Genomic DNA, 25,699 nt, shown 5'->3' with positions numbered 1-25,699 from the left:
GATGCAACTGAGCTAAAAGCTAATGGCCAACCGCTAAAAAATATGAAAGCAATAAAACTACTTATCGGAATTATGGTTCTGCCGCTGGTCCTGCTGTTGACCTCATCGGTAAATCAAAGAAATGTTTATGAAGATCCGGATCCGAAGAAAGAGCTGGCTTCTTTCAAAGTTGCTGATGGATTCGAGGTGACGCTTTGGGCAGCCGAACCGCTTGTTGCAAAACCAATTCAAATGAACTGGGATGCCGACGGTCGTTTATGGGTTGTCAGCAGTACCGCTTATCCTCACCTGAAAACAGGTGAAGTTGCCAACGACAAGATCTTTGTAATTGAAGATACGGATGGCGACGGCAAAGCGGACAAAACCACCATTTTCGCCGAAGGTCTGACCACACCAACAGGGATTCTGCCTGGTGACGGCGGTGTTTATGTAGCCAATTCGACAGAAATCCTTCACTTTTCGGATACTGATGGTGACGGAAAAGCAGATAAAAAACGCAGAATCCTGAATGGCTTTGGAACTGGCGATGCGCATCATTTGATCCATACTTTCCGCTGGGGGCCAGAAGGGAAATTGTATTTCAACCAGTCGATCTACATTTTTAGTCATGTTGAAACACCATTTGGCACAAAACGTCTTGAAGCCGGCGGCGTTTGGCAGTTGAATCCAAAAACGCTGGAAATTGATGTATATGCCCGCGGAGGTATTAATTTCTGGGGTTTGCAGTTTGATCGCTGGGGACAATCTTTCCTGACGGATGGTGCTGGTGGAGAAGGTATCAATTATGCTTTTCCGGGTGCTGCCTTTGCCGCTGCGCAAGGAGCGGAACGTATCGTTCGCGGATTAAATCCTGGTCAGCCAAAACATAGCGGTCTGGATGTAATTTCAGGAAGACATTTACCGGATGCGTGGCAGGGACGTATGATAGCCAATGATTTCCGCGCAAACAGGATCAATAGTTTCAAACTGGAAGAGCAGGGGAGCGGTTATGCTTCAACGCAAATGGAAGACCTGATGTGGACGGATGATATTGCTTTTCGCCCTGTGGATATTAACGTAGGACCGGACGGAGCAATTTACGTTGCCGACTGGTATAATCCGATTATTCAGCACGGTGAGGTGGATTTCTTTGATCCGCGTCGTGATCAGGAACATGGACGCATCTGGAAAATCACTGCCAAGAATCGTCCATTGGTAAAAGTACCAAAATTGAATAAAGCCCCTGTTGCTGAGCTTTTGGAATCACTGAAAGTACCCGAAGAACTTACCCGTACCAATGCAAAACAGGTTTTAAAAGAGCGTGGAGCCAAGGAAGTTATCCCGGCTTTACGTGCCTGGGTTACTGCTCTGGATAAAAAAGATAAGGATTACGAACACAACTTACTGGAAGCCTTATGGGTTTTTCAGGCGCTAAATACTGTTAACGAGCCGCTTTTGCTGAGTCTGATCAATGCCGAAAGTCATAATGCGCGTGCCGCGGGATTGCGTGCGCTGACATTCTGGTATACCAAGATCAATAATGTTCCTGGTATTCTGGCAAAGGCTGTATCAGACAAACACGCCCAGGTTCGTATGGAGGCCGTGATTGCGCTACGAAAAACAAAAACGCCGGAAGCTGCGCGCGCTGCACTTTCTGTGCTGGATCTGCAAATGGATGAGTTTATTGATTACGCACTTTGGCAGACCATCCGTGAACTGGAACCTGTCTGGTTGGCAAAATTAAAAACAGATCCTAATTATCTGGGAGATTCCAAAAAGACGGTTTACGCATTGAAATCTTTAAGCTCGCCGGAAGCTGTGGCACAATTGATCAGTTTGTATGGCAAAGGTCAGGTGCCGCAGGAATACCAGAAAGATGTATTGAATGCAATTGCTAAATCCGGACAAACGACGGATTTGAATATGCTGCTTGACCTGACTGTTCAAAATAAAGATAAAAATATAACGCCACAACTGGCTACGCTGGAAGATGCCGCCCGTCAGCGGAAAGTAAAACCGGATAAAAATCCTGAACGTGTGGCTGATTTTATTGGGAATGAAGACGAAGCAGTAAGTCTGAGTGCAATTCGTCTTGCAGGTCTATGGAAACTGGATCAGTTAAACGAACGTCTTACCGGCCTGATCAAAACCGGAACGCCGCCAACAAAGAAAGCCGCATTGGGCGCTCTGGCCTACATTGATAAGGACAAAGCGACAAAGCTCATGATTGAACTGACCGGCCCGAAAAATACACCGGAAGTCAGGATTATCTCAGCTGCACAACTTGCTGCATTAAATCCTTCGGAGGGTGCTAAAATTGCAACGGAGCTCATGCGCACATTGCCAGCCGATACTGATGTGACAGATCTTTTTATGGCTTTTATTCCAAATAACGCCGGAGCAGCGGCACTTGCAGAAGCAATTGCAGCCAGAAAAATACCGGAAGCAACGGCGAAAACGGGAAGGCAGCTTGTACAGAACCGTGCTGGCTGGAATCGTCAGCGAATCGACGAAATAACTGCTTTGAATAAGGCCCTGGAAGCTTCCGGCGGTACATTGCCGGTCCAGAATATGAAACAGGATCTGAATGACAAGGAAATCGCAAGTCTGGCAAAAGTGGTAACTGACCAGGCCGATCCTGTAAAAGGTGAGCTTATTTTCAGAAGGGCCGGCACGAGCTGTACTACCTGTCATGCCATCGGCGGTGCAGGTGGCCGGATAGGGCCTGATCTGAGTAGTTTGGGTACGAGCTCTCCCGTTGAAACCATTATCCGATCTGTACTTTATCCAAGTTTATCCATCAAGGAAGGATATGATTTGAAGCGTGTTGTCAAAAAAGATGGTAGTGAATTGTTGGGCTATCTGGCTAGTGACGGAGCTTCTGAAATTGTGATACGTGATGTCACGGGTAAGGAAGTTTCCATCGCAAAAAGTCAGGTTCAATTGATGGAAAAAGTGCCGGGCTCTCTGATGCCTCCGGGATTGACAGCTAGTCTTGATCAAAAAGAATTTGTAGACCTGATAGGTTTTCTCTCAAAAATGGGAGAATCCGGCAAATTCCGCGTACCAACAACAAGATTTGTTCGTAGATGGAGTACTGTTGAAGAAAGCAAAGAAACAGCAAAAAGAATACAGGCCGAAGGTGTCGCATATGTGGTAAAAGAAAAGTCAAAAGCAGTATTTCAACCGGTTTACAGTAAAGTCGCAGGTGATCTGCCGCTGGGAGATTTACCTGTAATAGATGCGGGAGCCGGAAAAAAATACAGTTTTGTACGGTTTGAAATTGAAGTACTGACAAAAGGAAATGTTGATCTGGCATTTAGTTCAACAGCCGGAATTACTGCCTGGTCAGATGGCAAACCGTTGAAACTTGCAGAGACCGGAGCTGTTTCAGATTTTTCTCAGGGTCTTCATACCGTCACACTTGCAGTGGATAGAAGTTTATTCAAGGATAATTCTTTATATATCCAGTTAAAAGATACGCAAAACGGTGCTGCCCAGACCCGGTTGGTGATGGGGAAATAGAAAAGTTTTAGTTCAATAAGGAAGTAAAGGTCAGCGCGAAAATAGCTGACCTTTACTTTTTATATCAAAAACCGAAGGTGTATATGATTTGCCCTGACATCTTGTTCCTGATTTTCAGGTCAATAATCTTTCCTTCCTGTTTTTTTTTAGATTATTTTTTCTCTCCATACAACCATTCCATCTTTAATTTGCCTCTTTAATACAAATACACCTAAACCCTTCCTATGACGACGGAGGCAGAATTGATAACGGGTTGCCTGTTACATGACAGAACAGCACAGCGGCTTTTGTATGACCGTTACAAAAACGCCATGTACACACTTGCCTATCGGATCACCGGTGATTACGATGATGCGAACGACGTCTTGCAGGACTCTTTCATGGAAGTGTTTCGTCACCTGGACCAGTTTCGTGGAGAGGCCAAACTTGGTGCGTGGATCAAGCAGATCGTTGTTAGGAAATCCACCAAAAAGAAGCGGATCGTAATCTGGCAAAACGTGGAGGAAGAGACAGGAGAAAGTATTAACTGGGGAGAAATTGAAATTAATGTGGCGCATTTGCAAACAGCGATTCTGTCTTTACCCGATGGTTTCAGGACCATATTTGTACTGGCCGAAATTGAAGGATATACACACCGGGAAATAGCGGTGATGCTGGATATCTCGGAAGGTACGTCCAAATCGCAGCTATTTCATGCGAAAAGGAAATTACGCAGCATGTTAACCCAGAGATGATCTTGAAAAATATGGAACATCATAACGATAATTTGAAGAATGCATTGGCAAAACTTCCCTCTTTCCAGCCAAGTGATTTTATCTGGAAAGAAATTGAGCGGAACCTGAATGAAGCACCTTTGCAAAACGTTTTAAAAAGTCTTCCGACACGTGAACCTGAGGATTTTGTGTGGGAGAATATTGAAAATAAAATCAATGGAGCAAACAAGAGGAACAACGTATGGTGGTATGCCGCTGCAATGATTCTGACGATCGGTTTTACGGGTTACTTGTTCAATGCCAGCAAAGCGGATTCTGATATTTCATACTCACAGGAAGTAGTTGATACCCGTTTGCAAACCAGAACAGAACCTGTTACTGACCAGGAATATGCAAAACTTGTAAGCTATTGCGAAGCTGAAACAGTTGTTTGTAATGACAAAAATTTTAAACGTTTAAAGCAGGAGTATGAAACACTCCGGTCCGCGACTCAGCAGCTTCAAAAGGCGATGGGGAATTATAATACCGAGCCGGAATTGACGCGTCAGTTTACTATGGTGGAGCAGGAAAAGGCAGAGGTTTTGAATGAAATGGCCAAGATGATTTAAGACAAAATTATGAAATCGACAGACAAAAATATTTTTCGAAAAATACCGCTTTTTACTTTCCTCCTTTATTGGGTTGTTTCAAATGGTGCTCAATTGGCTACGGCGCAGAATCTGTTGCAGGTCGCAACCAAGGCTATTGAGAAAACCGTGGCAGCCCCTGCTATACGCACACTTCACATCAATGCAGAAAAGGCTGATATCGAGATCATTGCCTGGGACAGGCCTGAAATTACGATCATCATGGAACTCTCGGCGAGGCATCCGGACAGGGCCATGGCTACAAGCGATCTGGCTAAGGTCCAGTACATTGCGGACCGGAGCGGGAAGGATTATTTTCTAAGAAATTACATTTTGCTCAAAGAAGGAGAAAGCAAACCGCTGTCAAACCTGAAAGCACGGTATACCATTCATTTGCCTGCATCCTGCGCCATTGATCTGAAAAATACTTTTGGTACTATTCAAATGAAAGGTTTGACAAATAATCTCAAACTGAACGCAGATTTTTGCACAACAACGCTGCTCAATATCAAAGGAAAAGGATTGCTTGAAACCACTTTCGGAGAACTGAAAGGAATTGAAATTACGGGAGATTTTACCTTCACCAGTGATCATACCAACCTGCGACTGGAAAGTATTGGCGGAGCTGTAAAGATGAATACACTCTACGGAAATGTTGAAATCCAGCCATCCATTGGCCTGACAAGTCTGGCGATACAATCCAAAAAAGCAGTGGTAACGATGTTGTCAAAAAACTGGCAGCAGTTTGACTATGACATCAACAGCGCTTACACCACGATGAAGCTTCCAAACGGATTTAAATGGAAACGGAATACCATCGATTTTAAGGATGCTTTTTATTCCAAAAACCAGATTGCCAACGTACAGATAAATACAGAATTCGGAAATCTGACCATAAAATAATACTGCTTGCCCTAACTATTAGCCATGAAAAAATTTATACTTTCTTTGAGCATGTTGATTTTGTTTAAATCAGCATACGCTCAGGATGATGTGAAAGTTACGCTTACCGAAGAAGCCGATACACTTGTAAAACAACGTTTTATAGACAGATATGAAAATGTTTTTATGACGAAAGTGAGGACGCGTCATATGTTGAAAGTAGGATTGTCACAATACTATCAGGCTGTGCCTTACCCATTGACCGACGATAAGACCCTAAATAACTTGTCGCTTCACATCGGTTATGAGTTTAAATTTCTTCCTGCCTTTTCTCTGGCATTATCAGGACATTTTCCTTTATATGGAGTACAGAGACCTGTTAAAGAGTCCATTCAAAATACGGTTATGGATGCACAGCTCCGCTGGTTTGTCAATATGCGCAAAAGGATCAAAGCGGGTAATAGTGCTAATAATTTTAGCGGTAACTATATGGCTCTCTTCTATAACATACCTGGAACGATTGATGATGACCCAAAAGCGGGACTTAAATTTGGGTTTCAGAGAAGATTCCTGAATCATGGCTTTATGGACTTTTCATTTGCGCTATTCAAATCTGTATTTGATTATTCTTATGGTTATAATTTAACCGGATTACAGTTTTCTACGCAAGCCAGTTTTGGATTTGCCATTGGTGATTGGAAGAAATCAGCAACCGCGCCTTTTTGTGATATCCTGCTCTGCGATGAATTCCAGGGACAGCAATGGAAAATTCGGCTTCCTGAAATCACTGTTGGCTATTACCTAAACAGGATCAGAACTGGTGTAGGTTTTGAGCGAAAGATTAAGTCATCTCCCTGGACTATAAATGTACAGTTGGATGCTGCGATGAATAACGGCTTTAATAACCTAAGGTACGATCATGAGGTAACGGTAGGATATGACAGCAATGATCACCTCATTACTACAACATATCCGTATGCCAACGTTTATTCACGTGAAAAGATTTTGATTCTGTCCGTACAACCAAGATATTATTTCTTACAAAAACGTCAAAAGCATAATGGCAGGGGAGGAAATGGGCTTTCGGGCTGGTATGCCGGGTTAAATACTGAGTATAATTATTACAAAGGCAAGCATAGCGGGTGGGAGATTCCAGGTGGCGACTTAAAAAGTGAAACCAATATAATTCAGGTCGGCCCATTGATTGGTTTTCAACTAAGGGTATTCCGGCGGGGTTATCTTGATATGAATACTTCCTACAACTTCAAAGATCAATTGAAAAGCACAGAAACATCTTTCGGCTTGCGAACAAATGTTGGGATCGGTCTGGCAATTGGACACTAATAACAACATTGGCCGATATAAATGTCGTAGGATAGCAATCTCAAAAGACTTTTCAGTTATTAATATTTTGATTGTAATAAATGGTATGACTAACCAAAGAACTATTACCTAGGGCCGTTCCTATGAATTCTGGAAATAAATTTTCCATTTAGCCCAAGTTAGCCCGGATTATTTTAGAGCCGGTCAAATGAAAAAAATAATGCAAAATCTTTTCCGATATCTATTTGCTGTTGCAATAATCGTCTTAATTATGATAAGTTTAAATTTATCCTTTGTCCGGCCATTAAACAACCTGAATCGGACGGAAGCGCAGTATCAGTCGGGCATTATAAAAATTCAGGAATATCTATTCCATCTAAACAATGAATGCAGGCGCGGCCAATATGATGTTGCACAAAATACATTTCTGGATATGCAGCAGCACTGGCAACGGCAGGATGTAATATTCGGGTCGTTACAAAAATCATCATCTTTTGCTCTGAAATATTATCCTTCGGATAGTCTGGCAACTTTGGAACTTTACCTTAATCAGCTTCATGATTTTTCAGGACAAAAATTTAATCCTGAACTAATTATTAAGGAAATAAGACGAATCAATGACAAAGTTGACAATATGCCACGGTATTGAAATGATAAAAATATCCTTCTAAACATTTTATTTTTCTCATGTCATACAACCATATTATTCTAAAAATACCTCTCTGTAAATGAAATGACTTAACCATTTTTTATGAAGTTCCCAGATTGTCTAAATCATCGGCCGGTAAAGTCTCTCTCCATCAGGACGACTGTAAGTTTGCTGACCATTCTGTTATTCTATTTAGTTCCTGCCTTTCCTTCTGTTCTAGCCCAGGATAGCACTAAAATTACTTACGGGATTGAAATGGATACATTAACAAAACAACGTTTTATCGATCGCTACGAAAATGTTTTTATGACGAAGGTGCCTACGCGGCATATGTTTAAAATTGGTATTTCGCAGTATTATCAGCCCATTCAATTTTCACTGATAGATGATAAATTACTTAACAATTCTTCGTTAACGTTTGGGTACGAATTGAAATTACTACCAGCATTTTCTATCGCCTTGTCTGCCCATCTGCCGTTTTATTCAGCTGCTATACCCGAGAAATATGTCTTAAAAAATGTAGTTTACGACGCTCAGCTGCGCTGGTTTTTTGATATGAAAAAGAGGATAAAGAAAGGGCAAAGTGCAAATAATTTTAGCGGTAATTATTTGGCGATCAACTATACATTACCAGGAACACATGTGGTTTGGGAAAATGAACCAACTATTGGCATAAAAGCAGGTTTTCAGCGCCGTTTACTAAATTCAGGATTTGTTGATTACGCATTTGCATTGCAGCAAAGAAGTCTGAATTTTCGGTATGGACTATTATATTTCTGGCAATTTTCAACGCAGATAAGCTATGGTTATGCGTTTGGTGACTGGAAAAAATCACGTAAACGCCCTTTGTGTGATGTGTTGCTCTGTGATGAAAATATTCGTCGGCAGTGGAAATATAAGATACCGGAAGTGACTTTGGGATATCACTTATACAGAGTCCGGCTTGGTGTAGCTTACGAGCAGAAAATTAAATCGTCGCCATTTGCATTAAATTTTCAGTACGATATGAGTATAACAAAAGGGTACAGTTATACAAAAGGGCCATCAAAATACATGGCTTATGATACGTATGCCTCTGATAATACAAAAGAGATATCTCAATTTCTTACTTTCCAGCCAAGATATTATTTTTTGCAGAAAAAAGACCAATTAGCGGGAAGGGGAGGAAACGGACTTTCTGGATTGTATACCGGGTTAAATAATGAGTTAAATCTGTACATCGGGAAGCATAATACGCTCTACGATATACTTTACAAACGGAATACGCTTTACATTGGTGCACTTATCGGTTTTCAGCAACGACTATTTCGTCATGGATATCTTGACTTTAATACTTCCTACAACTTTAAACATGAGTTCCGTCAATCCCATAATTCTACCGGCCTCAGAGGAAATCTTGGTTTAGGATTTGCCTTTTAAACTCCAAAAGACAAATCCTGAAACACGATTATTTTTTACTCAGTTTTGAAATATACAGCACACCGTTTTCTCCTTTACACCAAGAAAAGTTATTGCCGGTTCCGCAAACAGCAGCGGATGCAGATACATAGAGACGATCTTTTTTGTCGAAATAAAGACTTTGGATCTGATGGTTTTGTGGTAAGCTTATCTTCTGTCCGGTTGAAGTTATAACACCTACTGTTTCTACATAACCATCAGTTGTAACCTGATCGATTTTATATTCCGTGCCATTTTGTGTAAATGCTTTGTTCAATAATACCGAAGGGTCTTTTTCTGTATAAGTTATGTTCTCATACGGGAACCAGCTTATTCCTTTGTCAATGCTGTAAAAGGACGGACGTGTAGCATAAATTGACCGGTCTTTTGTATTATCAGATCTGTAAGATTTTGTATTAAAAACCAACAAAGTGTCCTGGATTTCGGTGAAGCTGAAAATCCCGATTGGTTTATCATAATTTCCAACTTGCCAGGTTTTTCCTTTGTCGTCAGTTTTGTAAATTTTAAAACCAGTGGTTATGACTATTGATTTGTCAATGTCTCCATAAACGCCTTCAATAGGTCTGGCGTCAGGAGCAGTTAAGATATACCAGTCCGGGTTTTCAACTGGAGTTTCAGTATCAACCGGATTTTGAACTACGACTTCATTTTTATCTTTTTGGCATGACGACAAGATAAAAAGTGACAGGCAGGCTAATAAAATGGATTTCATGGGAGCTAATTTTTTGGTGAGTTTTATCCAACCAATTTACTCATTGTCACCACTTTTTTAATTAAATTGTATGTTATCAAATTGTTAAAATTTGATGAAAATCTGGTATGAAAATAAGTCCTGAAATATTTTTATGGCCGGTTATCAGGGCTTAAAGCTAAATTATTTTGATGGGGATTTCTGGTAACACGTTCTTTCAACGACGAAGGTTTATTTGGAAGGATGAACGATGTAACTTATTGTGGAAAAATATATATTTAAATTTTATAAAAAGTCGGCCTTCGTATATAGCGCAGGGGTAGAACCACTGACGTCGGTTTGCGGATTACCTAAAGCTATTATAGATAGCTTGCTTAATAATTCAATATGATTGGTGATTTTATTTTGCACATAAAGTCAAATATTGCCCGGCGTTTTGGTGAATAATTTTTTATGTACCATAAACAAACGCTTTCGCGCCACAAAGAAAATTTTACAAAAATGAAGATTGATAAAATAAAAATAACATTTCAAACAATAATTTTAATGAATCGTGTAGGGAAAGATCGCATTGACAATACATTATGCTATATTTAGGATTGCTAATGAAAAGACTGGCCTACTCAACATGGTTGACCCTAAATATCTCAATAAAGTATTCAACGCTTTCCCTGCGGCAGGAGTAGTATTACTTCCAGATTCGCCTACATTTACGGTTATCGATGTAAATGAGGCCTATCTACAAATTACCAATATTGCACGGGAAGATTTTGTTGGAAAAGGCTTTTTTGAGGTTTTGAGCAGGAACCCTTATTTCAAGACGATTCTTTGGAAAGATCTTTTAGAAAAATCAATCAGTGAAAAACGTACGGTTCAAACCCCGGTTTTCGATTACGAGGTGCCGGTAATTGGAACTTCTGATTTTGTAATAAAAAAACTTGTAACGTCAATCACCCCGATATTAGACGCAAATAACGAAATCGAATTTATAGTCCGGTCGGTTATGGATGTCACCGAATTGCTGGCTATAAAGGAAAATGAAAAAGCAATCAGCGATAACCTGATAAGGAATGAAAAATTTCTTGAAGATACACAGCGGGTTGCCAGAATTGGAAGTTGGGAGGCAGATCTGGTAAATCACCGGATAACCTGGTCGGATTTGGTGCGTGAAATTCATGAGGTGGAGGATGATTATGTTCCCTATGCGGATGCACCGGTATACTTTTTCAAAGAAGGAGAAAGCAGGGATTTATTTCAAGCTGCTGTTGATCAGTCCATATTAAACGGTTCCGGTTTTGACCTGGAACTGCAAATTATCACAGCGAAAGGAAATGAACGCTGGATCAGACTGACCGGGCAGGCTGATTTAAAAGATGGGATTTGTGTCAGGGTTTATGGTTCTATTCAGGATATCAATACCCGAAAAATTAACGAAAAAGAGCTGCTTTTTTCAAGAAATCGCTTTGAATCACTGATCCAGACTGTTGACGGAATCGTGTGGGAAGCGGATGCTCAAACTTTCGAATTTTCCTTTATCTCCGATCAGGTAAGTAACATTTTGGGCTATTCACCACAGCAATGGCTGGCAGAGCCTGATTTTTGGGCAAACCATATTCATCCGCTCGACCGTGTGCAGGCCGTAACGTATTGCCGGCGCTGGGTGCAGGATGGACGAAATCATACATTTGATTACAGGATGATCCGTGCTGACGGAAGTATTGTCTGGATAAAAGACGTGGTTTCGGTGATCCGTGAAGATGGGAAACCTTTGCTGTTGCGGGGAATTATGATGGATATTTCTGAGGGACGGCGATTTGCTGAACTTGAATTTCTTGAAAAGAAGGTGCTGGAACTGAATTCTCATAAGGAAATAGCCATCAAAGATATTCTGACGGAATATCTCAGAGGGATAGAAGCCATTTTCCCGCAGATGAAATGTTCGATTCTTCAGGTCAAAAATGGCCGTATATACAATTGGTCTTCGCCGTCATTGCCGACGGAATATGTTGAATCCATTGAAGGTGTATTAATTGGAATGAATGCAGGTTCCTGCGGAGCGGCTGCTTTTTTTAAAATGCCGGTTATTGTGAGTGATATTAACAATGATCCGCGCTGGATGGATTATAAAGACCTTGCTTTGAAATTCGGTTTGCGTGCTTGCTGGTCGCATCCGATATTAAATGCTGAGGATGAGGTTATTGCTACACTCGGAATATACTATCACGAGGTGAAAGAGCCGGTTGATGAAGAATTGAAAGTAATTGAAAAATCGAGTGCTATTCTAAAGGTGATTCTCGAAAACCGGCAGAGCTCGGAAATGTTGGAAGAAACCTTCTTTTTGATGAATCAGGGTCAGGAACTGGCACATTTTGGTAATTGGCAATGGGATATTGTGAATAATGTGGTCACGTGGTCGGATTCTCTTTATGACATTTACGGATTAACGCGGGCAAAGTTTAAAGCTACTTTTGAAGGATACCAGGAATTGCTGCATCAGGATGATAAAATCCGGGTATACGAGATTATTCAGAATGTTTTAAAAACTAAAAAGGATATTGTTTTTGAGGAAAGGATTATTCGCCCGACAGGAGAGGTCAGAAATCTAAAATCGTGGGGAAGGCTAAAAACAGATAGCCAGGGTAATCCCTTAAAAATGATCGGGGCTTGTCTCGATATTACAGAAAGCCGGAAAGTGCAGGAAGAATTGCTTGCGAGTGAATCACGGTTAAGAAGTCTGGTAGATGCGCAGACAAATTATGTTGTGAGGCTGGATCTGACTGGCCATTATACTTATTATAACAAAAAGTATAAGCAGGATTTCGGATGGTATTTTACAGATGAAAATCTGATTGGTGAAAGTTGTCTGGATCTTACAGTCCCGGAGCACCACGCCAGGTTTTTAGAAATTTCTGAATTGTGCAAACAAAAGCCTGGAAAAGTATATCAGATCGAAATTGATAAAATAAAAAAGGGAGGTGGTATTATTTCGACATTATGGGATTTTGTCTGCCTGACAGATTCCAACGGAAAACCTTCTGAAATGCAATGCACCGGGCTGGACGTGACCGATCGGAAAGTAATGGAAGATGCCCTGAAAAGTAGTAATGAGCGTTATGAACTTGTTAATCAGGCAACTAATGATGCTATTTACGACTGGGATATGGCCACAGACCACATTGCCTGGGGCGACGGATACCGACGGCTTTTTGGATATGAAGCGAATGGTGAAAGATACCCAATGGAAAAATGGTCGTCAAAAATCCATCTTGATGATTTGAATTCTCTAACCCGTAGTCTCAGCATAGCTCTTGCCGACAATACTCAGCAAAACTGGTGGGCTGAATATCGTTACAGGAAACTGGACGGTGATTATGCTTTTGTGCAGGAGAGAGGTTTTATCGTCCGGAATTCTGATGGGCAACCTGTCAGGATGATCGGTGTATTACGTGACATAACTGAAATTAAACAAACCCAGATAAAACTTCTCAGAAAATCGACATTTTTGGCGGCCATTGCAGAAGTAAACAATAGTTTGCTACAATTTGACGATTGGGCTGAGGCTTTGGAAAAGTCTTTTGGTATTGTGGGCCAGGCTGTTACTGCGGACAGGGTCTATTATTTTGAAAATCTTGTGGATGATGTTTCGGGGCAAAAATATGTAAGTCAGAAATTTGAATGGAATGCCGGCACCTTTGATTCTCAGATTGACAACCCAAGTTTACAAAACGTGCCGCATGAGAAAATGCCGGAACTTATAAGTTCGCTCAATAGAAATAAGCCTTTTGCAGCCTCAATCAGTCAGCTCCGTGAATCAGAATTCAAGGCCGATCTCGTGGAGCAGGACGTTAAATCCTTGCTAATAATTCCGGTATTTGTAAAGAATAAATTTTTTGGATACGTAGGATTTGATGATTGCAGAAATGAAAGGTTTTGGGATGAAGATGAAATTTCATTCTTAAAAACAATTGCGGTAAATCTTTCAAAAGTTATTGAAGGGCAGGAGGCCGATGAGGCATTACTGGCTTCTTATGAAGAAAAGAACAAAACCCTTGAAAGTATTCAGGATGGTTTCTTTGCAGTAAATGAAGATTGGACGGTGACTTATTGGAATAAGGAAGCAGAACGACTGCTGGGTATTAAACGTGAAGAAATCGTAAACCGCAAAGTCTGGGACATTTATAATAAAAATATAGCTCCGAAATCCTACTATAATTACAAGAAGGCACTTCAGGAAAAAATACCTTTACGTTTTGAGGAATATTATGAGCCAATTGACCGGTGGTTTGAAGTAAGTGCCTATCCTACCAAGGCGGGTTTGACAGTATATTTCAAAAATATTACAGAACGAAAAGTCGCTGAGGAAAAACTAAAAGAGTTACATAAGGAGTTGGAAAGTAATCTTAAAGTTCTTGCAATCTCAAATGCTGAACTGGAACAATTCGCCTATGTAGCCTCACATGATTTACAGGAGCCGCTTCGGATGGTAACCAGTTTTTTGACTCTGCTTGAAAAGAAATACAGCGATTCGCTGGATGAAAAGGCGAAGAAATACATTTTTTTCGCTGTGGACGGTGCAAGAAGAATGCGCCAGATAATACTGGATCTTCTTGATTTTTCACGTGTTGGAAAATCAGAAGAAAAGCTTGAAGATGTTGATTTAAATGAGTTAATTGAAGAAATTATACTTTTATGCAGAAAAAATATCGAAGAAAAACATGCAAATGTCAGATACTCTTCTTTGCCTGTTCTGACAACATTTAAAACCCCGTTAAGACAGATTTTCCAAAATCTGGTCAGTAATGGATTGAAATATCAACCCGAAGGCAGAATTCCGCTTATAGATATTTCGTCTAAAGAGACCGGGTCGCACTGGGAATTTGCCGTCAGAGATAACGGAATCGGGATTGACCAGCAGTATTTTGAAAAGATTTTTATTATCTTTCAAAGGCTGCATAATAAAGATGAATATTCGGGGACAGGGATGGGGTTGGCGATAACAAAAAAAATAGTGGAAAATCTGGGTGGGAAAATCTGGTTGAAATCAGTTGAAGGAAAAGAAAGCACTTTTTATTTTAGCATTGCAAAACAGCAACCAACAACGTTATGAAAAGTATACATATACTGCTAGTTGAAGATAATGAAGGTGACATTTTACTTACAACAGAAGCTTTACAAGAAGGGAGAATCTTAAATACGATCAGTGTTGTAAGGGATGGTGAGGAAGCAATTGATTTTTTAAATCAAAAAGGGAAGCATATACTGGCAGAACATCCGGACCTCGTGCTGCTGGACGTTAATCTTCCAAAAAAGAACGGACATGAAGTACTCCAGTATATCAAGAAGAGCGATGAGATAAAGCATATTCCCGTAATTATGCTCACAACATCATCCTCAGAAAAAGATATCAGCCTTTCGTATAAAAATAAAGCAGATTGCTACATCACTAAACCGGTTGAGCTGGATAGCTTTTTGAACGTTATCAAGCATATAGAAAATTTTTGGATCAGTATTATCGCAAAACCATCTCTAAATAAATCCTGATGGAAAAGGATAAAAACCGATACCGGATTCTGGTCATTGAGGACAATCCCGGAGATTTTGCGCTCATTGAAGATTTTCTGGATGAACAGATGCTTTCTCCTGAAATTTTTCAGGCAAAAAATTTTCTCGAAGGCCGCTCTTTGCTTGTAGAAGAAAAACTTGCAGTAAATGTCATATTACTTGATCTGTCACTGCCTGATAAAAGTGGTGAAAACCTGATCATGGAAATTATTGCGATAAGTGCAGGAATTCCAATCATTGTTCTGACAGGTTACCCGGATATTTCTTTTAGCGTAAAATCTCTTTCTCTGGGCGTATCTGATTATTTACTTAAAGACGAGTTATCTGCTTCTAATCTATACAAAAGCATTTTATACAGCATTGAGCGTAAGAAAAAATCAGCAGAGCTGGAAGAATCTGAAAAAAGATATAGTGATCTTTTTCAGCTGAGTCCTCAACCCATGTGGGTTTATGATCTGGAAACTTTGCAATTTTTAAACGTTAATGATGCGGCTATCCGGCATTATGGTTATAGTCTGGAAGAGTTTCTGGCAATGACCATACGTGATATACGTCCGAAAGAAGATTTGCCAATTTTTGAAGAATCTGTATATCGCGCCAGAAATTCATCTTCCACGCATTATAACGGTATAGCACGTCATAAGAAAAAGACTGGTGAAATAATTCAGGCAGAAATTCAAAGTAATTGCATTTACATTGATGGCAAAAGGGCCAGAGTAGTTTTAGTAAATGATATAACCGAAAGATTGCGTTACATTGAAGCCATCGAACGTCAGAATCAAAAATTACAGGAAATTGCCTGGCTTCAGTCACATGTGGTAAGAGCTCCTGTGGCCAGACTGATGGGGATTGTCGATCTTATTAAAAATTACCAGCATTCGGAAAATGAACAAAATGAATTGCTGGATCATATCCTGATCTCTGCAAATGAGCTGGATGGGATTATCAGGGATATAGCGGATAAGACGATGCATATTTAATAGGCATAGAGTAATGAAAAATCAAAAGATTTAATATTTATTTGATATAATCTTTTAAATTTGTGACGCAGTTGGGAGGTCTGACGTATTAGACCGCGTAGAACATAGTTTCTCCTTGACTGCTTTTTTTATGCACCTACTTTACTGCGATGAATCCGGTAGTGCTCCTGATCCTAATCAAAAACACTTTGTCTTGGCAGGTATTTCTCTTTTTGAAAGACAGGGGTTTGCAATAGCTAACGAATTAGATAAAATCGTATCAAGGGTAAATCCGGATGATACCGCTTCAACAGAACTTCATGGCAGTCCCATATATGGAGGGAAAAAATTCTGGCGACATTTTGAACGTGAGTTTCGATATGAGATAATAAAGGATTCCCTAAGTATTCTGTCTGGTTCCCATCCATCAAACCGGATATTTGCTTGTATTATAAATAAGGAAAAGGCTTCTCCCCGTGATCCTGTTGAAGTTGCTTTTGAACAGATTGCAAGTAGGTTTGATCATTATCTAGCGAGACTCTACAATCAGAACAATACTCAGCGAGGAATTATAATTTTCGATAAATCAACCTATGAAACGGCTATACAAGGCTTGGCTACAAATTTCCGTACCGTAGGGCACTCATGGGGAGTCTTGCGAAATTTATCAGAAGTTCCATTATTTCTTGATTCAAAAGCATCAAGGCTAATACAATTGGCAGATTTAGTTGCTTATTCTATATTTAGAAAATATGAGCACGGAGATACTCAGTTTTTTTCTATTATTGAAAATCGATTTGATCAGGTAGGAGGAATTAAGCATGGACTTTGTGAAAAACTTTAATTCCGGTTTATGATTAAATCATATTTCCATTTCTGATTTCTTTATAAAACCAAGTTACAATAAGACAAGTTTAGTGTCTTATTGTAACTTGCCTGTGAAATGGTATTCTAGCTACGATCCCAAAACGCAGGTGGTTCAATGCCAAGTGCTCTCAGATAAACATATACCTGTGCGCGATGATGGATTTCGTTGTCGATGATGTATAAAGTAGTGGAGTATATCGTGCCGTCGTACTGTCCGAAAGCTGCTTCCTGTTCATGGAAACGCGAAACAGGAATCTGAGGCCATAGCGTATCGATTTCCGCTGTAATGTTATCCCAAATTGTAAGTACTTCTTGTTTGGTTGCTGGTGGCTGAGATGCAAAATTCAAAGGAGGGTTGCCATAAGTCCAGTCGCCCGACAAAATCCCATGAATTCCTGGGCCGGAAAGTACGATGATTTCCATCACTAACTCTGCAAAAGTGCGCATGCCTCCAATAGAAAAGGTATAAAACTGATCGTCTGGAAATGCTTCGATAGCACGACGCGTAATCCTGCGATGTCCTTGCCAGTGATCCAATAAAGCATCCTGTGTGATAAATACTTCGGATGGAAGAAGTTCTTTTGCTTCACTCGTGTTGTTTTCCATTTTGCTAAAAGTTTATGTTTTATTATTTCCACTACAAAGGAAATATCAGCTGGTGACAGCCCTATGTCAGCATGTTTTTTCCCGGCAAAATTTTTTTCGCGCAAGTCTGGATAGTTACTTGGGCTTGAAAAAAGCAAGTAACGGGTGGCATGTAAAATGCAGGTATCGTATTTTTAAAAAAGTGATAATTGAAGTTCAAAAAAAATGATAGCACATAGCAGTCTCGGAATTAGTGAAACTGAAATTCAGCGAAATCTTCAAAGATTAATTCGCAGTGGAGAAATTACTTTGGGCGGTTATAAAAAAGCAAAAATTTACGGCACATTACATTGTCTTTCAGGAAAAAGAATGAAAATTGAAAACCGTGTTTTCTTTAAAAATGAGCAGCAGGCGATTGCAGCAGGATATCGCCCTTGCGCACATTGTCTGCCTGAAAAATATAGATTCTGGAAATCAACAAGGATTTAAAAACTGATCATACCGATTGTTATTAAAGTTAACCAGGCTTTTTGGCCAGACTTCTCCATAAATAGAAAACAACATAACTTTCCCATCCCCTCATTTCCTGAAAGAAATTACGGATTTGCAGGCCGTCCTTTTTGTCTGTGATGATATTGTGAATCAACAAGGCTTGTAACAAACCTGCATCACCATATGGAATACTGGATTGTTCCTTTAAACTTTTCATCAGTGCATAATTTGCCGTCCATATACCAATGCCTTTGACAGACATTAACATTTTTTGCCTGGCTTCCAGATCGGGCAGAGACAAGAGTATTTCTTTGCTAAGTTGTTCGGTTGCAAAAAGCTTTGCGATACTAATAATGTATTCTGCTTTTTTGCTGGAAAACTGCATCGACCTCAGCTCGGCCGGATCGGCTCCGGCAAGTCTAGCGTGGGACGGGAAAATGTGAAATATCCGGTTCTCAAATTCAATATGACTGCCATATTTTTCAACAAGCCGCCTTTTCAGTTTATATGCAAAAGTCAGATTAATCTGCTGGCCGGTAACACTCCAGCATAAGGCCTCAAAAAGATCAGGAGTGCTGATAATTCGTAAACCGTGAAATTCCTCAGCCATATAAGAAAGCTGGCTATGCTGACTGAGCAGTTGATAAAATGGTTCTAAATCCCGGTCAAGATCCAGCCAGTCAATGATATAATCCTTAATAGCAGATGTAATTTCAAAATTGGGCTCACCTGATAAAATCCTGATTTCAAGAAAATTCGCTTTCCCACCTATTTCCAGTAAAACAGGTTTTCCCTGAATCAGAATCGCTTTCAATATTTTGTTATCAACGATTTTGTGCATACAATCGTCATAATTACGATTGAGAAACCACAAACATTCGTTCAAACTGAAATTTGAATTAATGGGTATTGAAATACTATTATTGCACATGAATGTTCCGGATTGTGCCTTAAATACACGAGGTATATAAATGTATATAATGCCAATTTAGCACACAATCCGATTCTTGCTTTTTACAGAGGATATTCAAGCCGGGTTTCTTAAATTTAACAATACCTGGTTTCTTTCAATGTGTGATTCCTCTGATAAAAATCTGTAAAATAAATTTTGAAGCACATCATTACAAATGTACCGTTTTCCACTTAATACAATTTCAACGGATCGCAATAGCTCGGCAGGCTTATTTTGTTTAAGCAAATAACCTTCAATGCCGGATTCCAGGTAGGGCAATGTTTGAAAGTCGTAAATAATTTCGTCGTAGACAATTGTTGGTGTTGAAGGAAAGAACATCTTAACTTCCTGATATAATTTAAGATCTTTCTTCTTGGTATTATCGTTAATGCCAAGGACTATAAGATCCGGACAAATTGTATTATGAAATTTAGGAATGTCATCTATTACTGAAATTTCAGTAAGCTGAACGTCTTTAAAATGTTCTTTTAGCAACTTTGCGATTCCAAACCTTAAAATAGGGTAATTGTCTAATATTATTATTGATAACATGAGTGGGGGTTAAGCAATAGATTAGTACAAAAATCGTGCCAAGTTTTAATTTATTTGGAATGGCTTCGCAAAACCTTAATTTAGTTTTAACTTATATTGTTCCTCTAGCACCATTAATTCTTTGCTCATAAATAGGAGCGAACTGTTTTTCAAAGATTAAACTGCATTGCCTAACCACAATCCGGGTGTACTCAACGTTTACATGTTCAGTTCCTATATACGTAACTCCTGTTTCGTCAAATCGTACTATAATAAAGACATCAGATTTAGAAAATTTGAGAAAATAACTAAACTATATCGTTACGGTATACATTTTACAACTGGCGAGAAGACCAAGGTGAATTTTTAAGGGAATACCTGTGATTAATTGTAGAATTACTGTTAGTAGTCGGAAGAACATTTTTCATTGATGCGGGAGCAGATCAATATGGAAAAATGTGAGAGGGATTGGGGTGAAGAAAAAAATAGTGTGTGAAGTAGTGCTGAGTAATTATCTGGCCTTGTTTTTTTCCAGCCGGCCTCCTGGTACAAATTCTCCTTCAATCCAACGGACGAAGTTTTTGGCATGGGTAAGGTAAATGTTGGCTGCCAATGGCTTTAACTCTGACGACTGGATCTCGCTGATGTACATGTCGAGCAGCCGACTAATCTCGGTAAGTGACTCTGAATTGGTTTGCATGATGCTGGGTTAAATATGTGTGAAAAAAAGTTATTAAATTCTTGCTGTATACATCTATACTTGTGAATTGAAATAACGGGCCAATTTTATTCTATTAAATTTAAAGAGCTAACCGTTAAATAAATACATTCAATTATTCATTGTAATTACATAAAAAAGTTATGCATTATCTGGATACTCTGACAGACTGATTATTTCTATTTGGGTGGCATAATAAAAACAGTAATCTCTTCCAAACTCACAGATTCCCTTCACAAATAAGTCGTTAATGATAATTATCTACGCATCTGTATTTAAATTAATAAAGATGATTTAGTATTTTATTTTGAATAATAAAATTATTTGGAATAAAATGTTGTTGTACAAAGAGCATAGGTTAATTTTGGACCATTATTCGATTTGAGTCGAAAAATAAATAATATAGGATGTTAAATAAAGATGAAATAATCAAGGCAAAAATCCTGGAAGGGGCAAACAAACTTTTTCAGAGATATGGTCTGAGTAAGACGACCATGGAAGATATTGCCAAGGATGCAGGGAAGGGAAAAAGCACGCTTTATTATTATTTTAAAAGTAAGGAAGAAATTTTTCAAGCGATCATCAGCAGAGAAAAGGACGACTTTTTTCTGATACTTCAAGGTGAGATCGCCAAATCTCCGACAGCCTGGGAAAAATTCAAGACGTTTTATTTGAAACGTTTCGAAATGATGAAAAAGATGGCCAATCTGTATACTGTTCTGGTGTCAGAAACCAGGGAAGCCATGTTTGCAACGGGCGGGGATTGTCACTGGCGTAAAAAATATGACGAAAAGGAGATTGTAATCCTTAAAAGTATTTTAGAATATGGTATGGTCAGCGGGGAGTTCAGGATTTTAAGTGACACCGAACTAAACAGGCTTGCCTTTGTCCTGACGAGTGCTCAAAGAAGTATTGAATTTGATCTTATCATGTACGATAAACTTGATGAGATGCATGACTATCTGCAACTGCTTATGCAATTGGTGATGAATGGATTGAAAAAATAACTCTGGCTTCACACATCGACTCTGATACGATTTTAGTCCTCTGTTTTGTTTAGGTAATATTAATACTCTATCAACTTTAATAACTGTCAGAAACCTAGGCTTTTGTGTGTCGGGCGATTGGAGATAACATTTTGGAACGGCTTAAAATGTTTGATATTTTTGGAAAATTCGTCTTCATGAAATGTTAACAAAAAATTAAATAAAGATTAAAATAGACATATATCGAAAACGTGGGGGTTGAGAAGTAGCAGAAAAATATTTTCTTTGCCTGATGCTAACCACTCATCGAAATAATTATTCTATTTAACACAAAATTGATTGTGTTTTTGTGGAAAGAAAGTTTTAAAAATACAATTTTTATATCTTTGTAAAAATATAATAAAATCGGTTTTTAAATTTTTGAAAAACGATAGATATACATCAAAAACAGTAAAATATCACTTGTCTGATCACTTCAAATTGAATATTAGGGCATTGGGTATCAAATCTGGTTTTTGATAAAAGTTTTCATAAGAAAAGGTTTTAAGTCCAGCTTCAACTTGAAAAAACTGTTTTTGTTATAAATTTTTTAAATAATTTAATTCAAGTAAAAACCTTTATTGAAGTTAACATGTTACGTAATGCAAGCGAAACAATGCTTTAACATTGCCGTAATATGCTTAAATTACTTTTTTAATGACGAAAAAAATGCATAACCCACTGGAACTAACTGGAAATCAGGAAGTAGGTGCATGTTTCTGACACTTAATATTTATGGGGAATAAACTACATGCCCGGGTTTCTGAATTCAGAGATTCGAAGGTAATCAAGGAAAGGGGTCTTTACCCTTATTTTAGGCCAATTGAATCTGGTCAGGATACTGAAGTAATCATTCATGGCAAAAAAGTGCTGATGTTTGGTTCCAATTCATATCTTGGTCTGACAAATCATCCTAAGGTAGTGGAAGCGGCTCGTGAAGCAACTACCAAATACGGAACCGGATGCGCAGGCTCACGTTTCCTGAACGGTACGCTGGATATCCATGAAGAGTTAGAGAAAAAACTTGCAGTTTACACAGGAAAAGAGGCTTCGGTACTATTTAGTACTGGTTTTCAGGCTAATTTGGGTGCACTTTCAAGCATTACCGGTCGTAACGATTATCTGATCCTGGATGATGCAAACCACGCATCAATTATAGATGGAAGTCGTTTGTCATTTTCAAAAGTTGTCAAATACAGCCATAATAATATGGATGATTTGAGAAACAAACTTAAAAATCTACCGGAAGATGCCATCAAACTGATCGCGACAGATGGGATTTTTAGTATGGAGGGTGATATTGTGAAACTTCCCGAAATGGCCGCGATTGCGGAAGAATTTGGTGCGAACATTATGGTGGATGATGCTCACAGTCTGGGTGTTATCGGCGTAAATGGTTCAGGAACTGCTTCTCATTTTGGTCTTACTGATAAAGCAGACCTTATCATGGGTACTTTCAGCAAGTCCTTTGCTTCATTGGGCGGTTTTATTGCGGCTGATGAGGAGACAATTGAGTATTTGAAACATCGTGCACGTGCGCTGATGTTCAGCGCGAGTATGACACCTTCATCTGTTGCTACTGTTTTGGCAGCACTTGAAATTGTTCAAAATGAGCCTGAGCATATTGAAAAACTTTGGTCTAACACGCATTACGCCAAAAGTTTGTTACTTGAAAGCGGTTTTGATTTAGGGAAAACTGAAAGTCCGATTCTGCCCGTATATATCCGCGACAACGAAAAGACATTCCAGATTACGAAGATATTGCAGGAAGATGGTGTTTTTGTCAATCCGGTAGTTTCGCCGGCAGTACATACAACGGAATCCCTTATTCGTTTTTCATTAATGGCGACACACACTTTCGCTCAAATTGAAGAAGCAGTGGACAAAATGACCAAAGCTTATAAACAAATATATTCCGACCCTATTATTTCTGAAAGTGTATGACCCAAGTTTTACCCGTTACCTCTAATAAGGATTTAGACCGTTTCGTCGATTTTCCTCATGACCTTTACAAGGATGATGTAAACTACGTTCCGGAAATATTTATTGGGCAAAAAGATTTACTTTCTCCAAATAAACATCCTTTTTATGAACATTCGTCGGTGCAGTGTTTTTTAGCATTTGATGAAAACGGTAAGATAACGGGTAGAATTGCAGCCATACATAATAAGAACCACAATAAATTTGTTGGGGCAAAGGATGGTTTTTTCGGTTTTTTTGATTGTATAAATGATCAGGAAACTGCCAGATTATTGTTCGAAAAAGCAACAGAATGGCTAAAAGAAAAGGGCTTAAATAAGATTCAGGGTCCTGCAAGTCCGACAACAAATGATGTTTGCGGACTTTTGGTTGATGGCTTTGATTCGCCTCCGGTTGCGATGATGCCATACAACGCATCATATTATCTGACACTTCTTGAAAATATCGGTTTTACCAAAAAGACAGATTTGCTTGCTTATAAAGTGATGCATGCGACTGTTAACGATAAGTCGATCAGAATGCTTGATTTGCTTGAAAAAAGACTTTTGGAAAGAAATGGTATCGTTATCAGGAAAGTTAATATCAAGGATTTTAAGAACGAAGTTCCCAAAATAAGGGAAATATATAATATTGCCTGGGCTGAAAATGAAGGTTTTGTGCCAATGACAGAACATGAATTTGAATACCTGGCAAAGGATTTAAAAATGATCCTGAATCCGGATTACTGTTTGCTGGCTGAGAAAGACGGTAAAATTGTAGGTTTCGTGCTTGCTATACCTGATATCAACCAGATTCTGATAAAAAATAAAAGAGGAAGATTGCTTCCGTTTGGAATTTTCAGACTTCTTTTCCAGAAAAAGGACATTGACATGCTGAGAATTCTAACCCTTGGTGTAATCGACGGTTATCGTAAATTAGGTATCGAAGCTTGTTTATATGGTGGAATCATCAAAAATTCAAAAGGTACCAAAATTAAAGGTGGAGAGTGCTCGTGGATGCTTGAAGATAACTACATGATGAACAGGGCTTTGGATCAGATGAACGGCGAACTTTATAAACGTTACCGATTGCTTGAAAAAGAAATATGAGTGAGCGGATCTTGATAACAGGAGCAAGTGGATTTATAGGATATCATCTTGTAAAAGCTGCACAGAAAGCCGGATTAGAGGTTGATGCAGCAGTACGTCCATCGAGTAGGTTATCACATTTGAGTACATTGAATCCTGATTTTGTTACTCTTGATTTCGGGTCAAAGGAATCGATGGTCAGGAGTCTTGAAGCGGGCCAGTATACGTATATTATTCATGCGGCTGGTGCTACCAAAGCTAAAAGTTTAGAAGAATATAATTTAGTAAATGCCAATTATACCCTGAATCTGGCACAGGCCGCAGAAAAGGCAGATATTCCGTTAAAAAAGTTTGTGTTTGTCAGTAGCCTGGCCGCTATTGGTCCAGCAGACTATCATGAAGTACGGCTTTTTAAGGAAAACAAAAAACCGAATCCGGTAACAGCCTACGGGAAAAGTAAATTGTTGGCAGAGCAGTACCTGTCCGACAGTATTTTGCCCCTGGCCGTTTTGAGGCCAACGGCGGTTTACGGTCCTGGTGAAAAGGATTTGCATATCGTTTTCAAAATGTTGCAGGATGGTTTGGATATGTACATTGGAAATAATCCTCAACGTTTCAGTTTTGTTTATGTTACTGATCTTGTGAACGCGATCATGCTTTCCTTACAGGCTGAAAATAAGACAGAACGTACTTATAATATATCAGACGGCAATGTTTATGGCCGTTATGAGCTTGCTGATACTTTTAAAGATCTGCTGGGAAAGAAAACAATACGTTTTCACATTCCTGAAAGTGTTGTGAAAGTAGTGGCTAACGTGCTGGAACTGGCTTACATGAATTCTGAAAAAACGCCGGTTCTGAATAAAGAAAAGCTGAATGAACTTACGGCTCCCAACTGGGCTTGTAGTATTGAAGCGGCAAGGAAAGACCTTCGTTACAATCCGGTTTACAATTTAAAAACCGGTCTGGCTGAATCTATGGATTGGTATACAAAAGGAAAGTGGCTTTAAATCACCTCTAAAATTGAAGATTATGATGTATCAGGATTATTACGTAAGTCCGCCAGGAATGTGATGGACATTGTGCTTATCTGACTTGAAGCATAATTAGAAAAT

Annotated in this window: 21 protein-coding genes; 16 read left to right on the top strand and 5 right to left on the bottom strand. The window is 39.2% G+C overall.

The window, feature by feature from the left end:
- Positions 1-42: 42 nt before the first annotated feature.
- The 7 genes from LXL81_RS14685 (at position 43) to LXL81_RS14655 (ending at position 9,116) form a co-directional block, all read left to right on the top strand.
- Positions 43-3,504, top strand: coding sequence for a PVC-type heme-binding CxxCH protein (locus LXL81_RS14685; RefSeq protein WP_234647552.1), 3,462 nt, complete (start codon positions 43-45; stop codon positions 3,502-3,504).
- 224 nt (positions 3,505-3,728) lie between these two features.
- The gene (locus LXL81_RS14680; RefSeq protein WP_234647551.1) at positions 3,729-4,238 is read left to right on the top strand and encodes an RNA polymerase sigma factor; all 510 of its coding nucleotides are present in this window, start codon (positions 3,729-3,731) and stop codon (positions 4,236-4,238) included.
- Between the two features lie 11 nt (positions 4,239-4,249).
- On the top strand, positions 4,250-4,825 hold the full coding sequence (locus tag LXL81_RS14675) for a hypothetical protein (protein ID WP_234647550.1): 576 nt from the start codon (positions 4,250-4,252) through the stop codon (positions 4,823-4,825).
- 9 nt (positions 4,826-4,834) lie between these two features.
- Complete coding sequence (locus LXL81_RS14670; RefSeq protein WP_234647549.1) at positions 4,835-5,746, top strand: hypothetical protein; 912 nt, start codon at positions 4,835-4,837, stop codon at positions 5,744-5,746.
- Between the two features lie 24 nt (positions 5,747-5,770).
- Entirely contained in the window at positions 5,771-7,069 is a 1,299-nt protein-coding gene (locus LXL81_RS14665; protein ID WP_234647548.1) for a hypothetical protein, read from the top strand.
- Between the two features lie 250 nt (positions 7,070-7,319).
- On the top strand, positions 7,320-7,697 hold the full coding sequence (locus tag LXL81_RS14660) for a hypothetical protein (RefSeq protein WP_234647547.1): 378 nt from the start codon (positions 7,320-7,322) through the stop codon (positions 7,695-7,697).
- 102 nt (positions 7,698-7,799) lie between these two features.
- Complete coding sequence (locus LXL81_RS14655; RefSeq protein ID WP_234647546.1) at positions 7,800-9,116, top strand: hypothetical protein; 1,317 nt, start codon at positions 7,800-7,802, stop codon at positions 9,114-9,116.
- A 28-nt stretch (positions 9,117-9,144) separates the two neighbouring features.
- Here LXL81_RS14655 and LXL81_RS14650 read toward each other — a convergent pair whose 3' ends face one another.
- Positions 9,145-9,867 (bottom strand): hypothetical protein, encoded by a 723-nt coding sequence (locus LXL81_RS14650; protein ID WP_234647545.1) that lies wholly within the window; start codon positions 9,865-9,867, stop codon positions 9,145-9,147.
- Between the two features lie 607 nt (positions 9,868-10,474).
- On the opposite strand from LXL81_RS14650, the gene LXL81_RS14645 reads away from it, so the two are divergent.
- The 4 genes from LXL81_RS14645 to LXL81_RS14630 all read left to right on the top strand — a co-directional run bounded on the left by LXL81_RS14645 (position 10,475) and on the right by LXL81_RS14630 (position 17,211).
- On the top strand, positions 10,475-14,953 hold the full coding sequence (locus tag LXL81_RS14645) for a PAS domain-containing protein (RefSeq protein ID WP_234647544.1): 4,479 nt from the start codon (positions 10,475-10,477) through the stop codon (positions 14,951-14,953).
- Entirely contained in the window at positions 14,950-15,387 is a 438-nt protein-coding gene (locus tag LXL81_RS14640) for a response regulator (RefSeq protein WP_234647543.1), read from the top strand. The genes LXL81_RS14645 and LXL81_RS14640 overlap by 4 nt, the downstream gene beginning before the upstream one ends.
- Positions 15,387-16,388: a PAS domain S-box protein gene (locus LXL81_RS14635; RefSeq protein ID WP_234647542.1), complete on the top strand. Its 1,002-nt coding sequence runs from the start codon at positions 15,387-15,389 to the stop codon at positions 16,386-16,388. The genes LXL81_RS14640 and LXL81_RS14635 overlap by 1 nt, the downstream gene beginning before the upstream one ends.
- 130 nt (positions 16,389-16,518) lie before the next feature.
- On the top strand, positions 16,519-17,211 hold the full coding sequence (locus LXL81_RS14630; protein WP_234647541.1) for a DUF3800 domain-containing protein: 693 nt from the start codon (positions 16,519-16,521) through the stop codon (positions 17,209-17,211).
- A 107-nt stretch (positions 17,212-17,318) separates the two neighbouring features.
- Here LXL81_RS14630 and LXL81_RS14625 read toward each other — a convergent pair whose 3' ends face one another.
- Positions 17,319-17,840, bottom strand: coding sequence for a DinB family protein (locus LXL81_RS14625; RefSeq protein ID WP_234647540.1), 522 nt, complete (start codon positions 17,838-17,840; stop codon positions 17,319-17,321).
- 204 nt (positions 17,841-18,044) lie between these two features.
- Between LXL81_RS14625 and LXL81_RS14620 the strand changes: the two genes are divergently transcribed.
- Positions 18,045-18,308, top strand: a complete 264-nt coding sequence (locus LXL81_RS14620) for an Ada metal-binding domain-containing protein (protein ID WP_234647539.1) — start codon at positions 18,045-18,047, stop codon at positions 18,306-18,308.
- Positions 18,309-18,336: 28 nt separating this feature from the next.
- On the opposite strand, the gene LXL81_RS14615 is transcribed toward LXL81_RS14620, so the two are convergent.
- The 3 genes from LXL81_RS14615 to LXL81_RS14605 form a co-directional block, all read right to left on the bottom strand.
- Entirely contained in the window at positions 18,337-19,152 is an 816-nt protein-coding gene (locus LXL81_RS14615) for a DNA-3-methyladenine glycosylase (protein ID WP_234647538.1), read from the bottom strand.
- A gap of 186 nt (positions 19,153-19,338) precedes the next feature.
- Positions 19,339-19,815 carry a hypothetical protein gene (locus tag LXL81_RS14610; RefSeq protein WP_234647537.1) on the bottom strand — a complete coding sequence of 159 codons (477 nt, stop codon included), beginning with the start codon at positions 19,813-19,815 and terminating at the stop codon, positions 19,339-19,341.
- Positions 19,816-20,305: 490 nt separating this feature from the next.
- A complete protein-coding gene (locus LXL81_RS14605) occupies positions 20,306-20,494 on the bottom strand; it encodes a hypothetical protein (RefSeq protein ID WP_234647536.1) in 189 nt (62 codons plus the stop codon).
- A 425-nt stretch (positions 20,495-20,919) separates the two neighbouring features.
- Between LXL81_RS14605 and LXL81_RS14600 the strand changes: the two genes are divergently transcribed.
- The 4 genes from LXL81_RS14600 to LXL81_RS14585 all read left to right on the top strand — a co-directional run bounded on the left by LXL81_RS14600 (position 20,920) and on the right by LXL81_RS14585 (position 25,594).
- Entirely contained in the window at positions 20,920-21,519 is a 600-nt protein-coding gene (locus LXL81_RS14600; protein ID WP_234647535.1) for a TetR/AcrR family transcriptional regulator, read from the top strand.
- 753 nt (positions 21,520-22,272) lie between these two features.
- Positions 22,273-23,481: a serine palmitoyltransferase gene (spt, locus tag LXL81_RS14595; protein ID WP_234647534.1), complete on the top strand. Its 1,209-nt coding sequence runs from the start codon at positions 22,273-22,275 to the stop codon at positions 23,479-23,481.
- Positions 23,478-24,605 carry a hypothetical protein gene (locus LXL81_RS14590; RefSeq protein WP_234647533.1) on the top strand — a complete coding sequence of 376 codons (1,128 nt, stop codon included), beginning with the start codon at positions 23,478-23,480 and terminating at the stop codon, positions 24,603-24,605. Before spt ends, LXL81_RS14590 begins: the two co-directional genes overlap by 4 nt.
- Complete coding sequence (locus LXL81_RS14585) at positions 24,602-25,594, top strand: NAD(P)-dependent oxidoreductase (protein WP_234647532.1); 993 nt, start codon at positions 24,602-24,604, stop codon at positions 25,592-25,594. The genes LXL81_RS14590 and LXL81_RS14585 overlap by 4 nt, the downstream gene beginning before the upstream one ends.
- The last annotated feature ends 105 nt before the right edge of the window (positions 25,595-25,699 follow it).

It is taken from the genome of Dyadobacter sp. CY356, assembly GCF_021440195.1.
Taxonomy (GTDB): domain Bacteria; phylum Bacteroidota; class Bacteroidia; order Cytophagales; family Spirosomataceae; genus Dyadobacter.
This window is presented reverse-complemented; position numbering and strand designations above follow the sequence as displayed.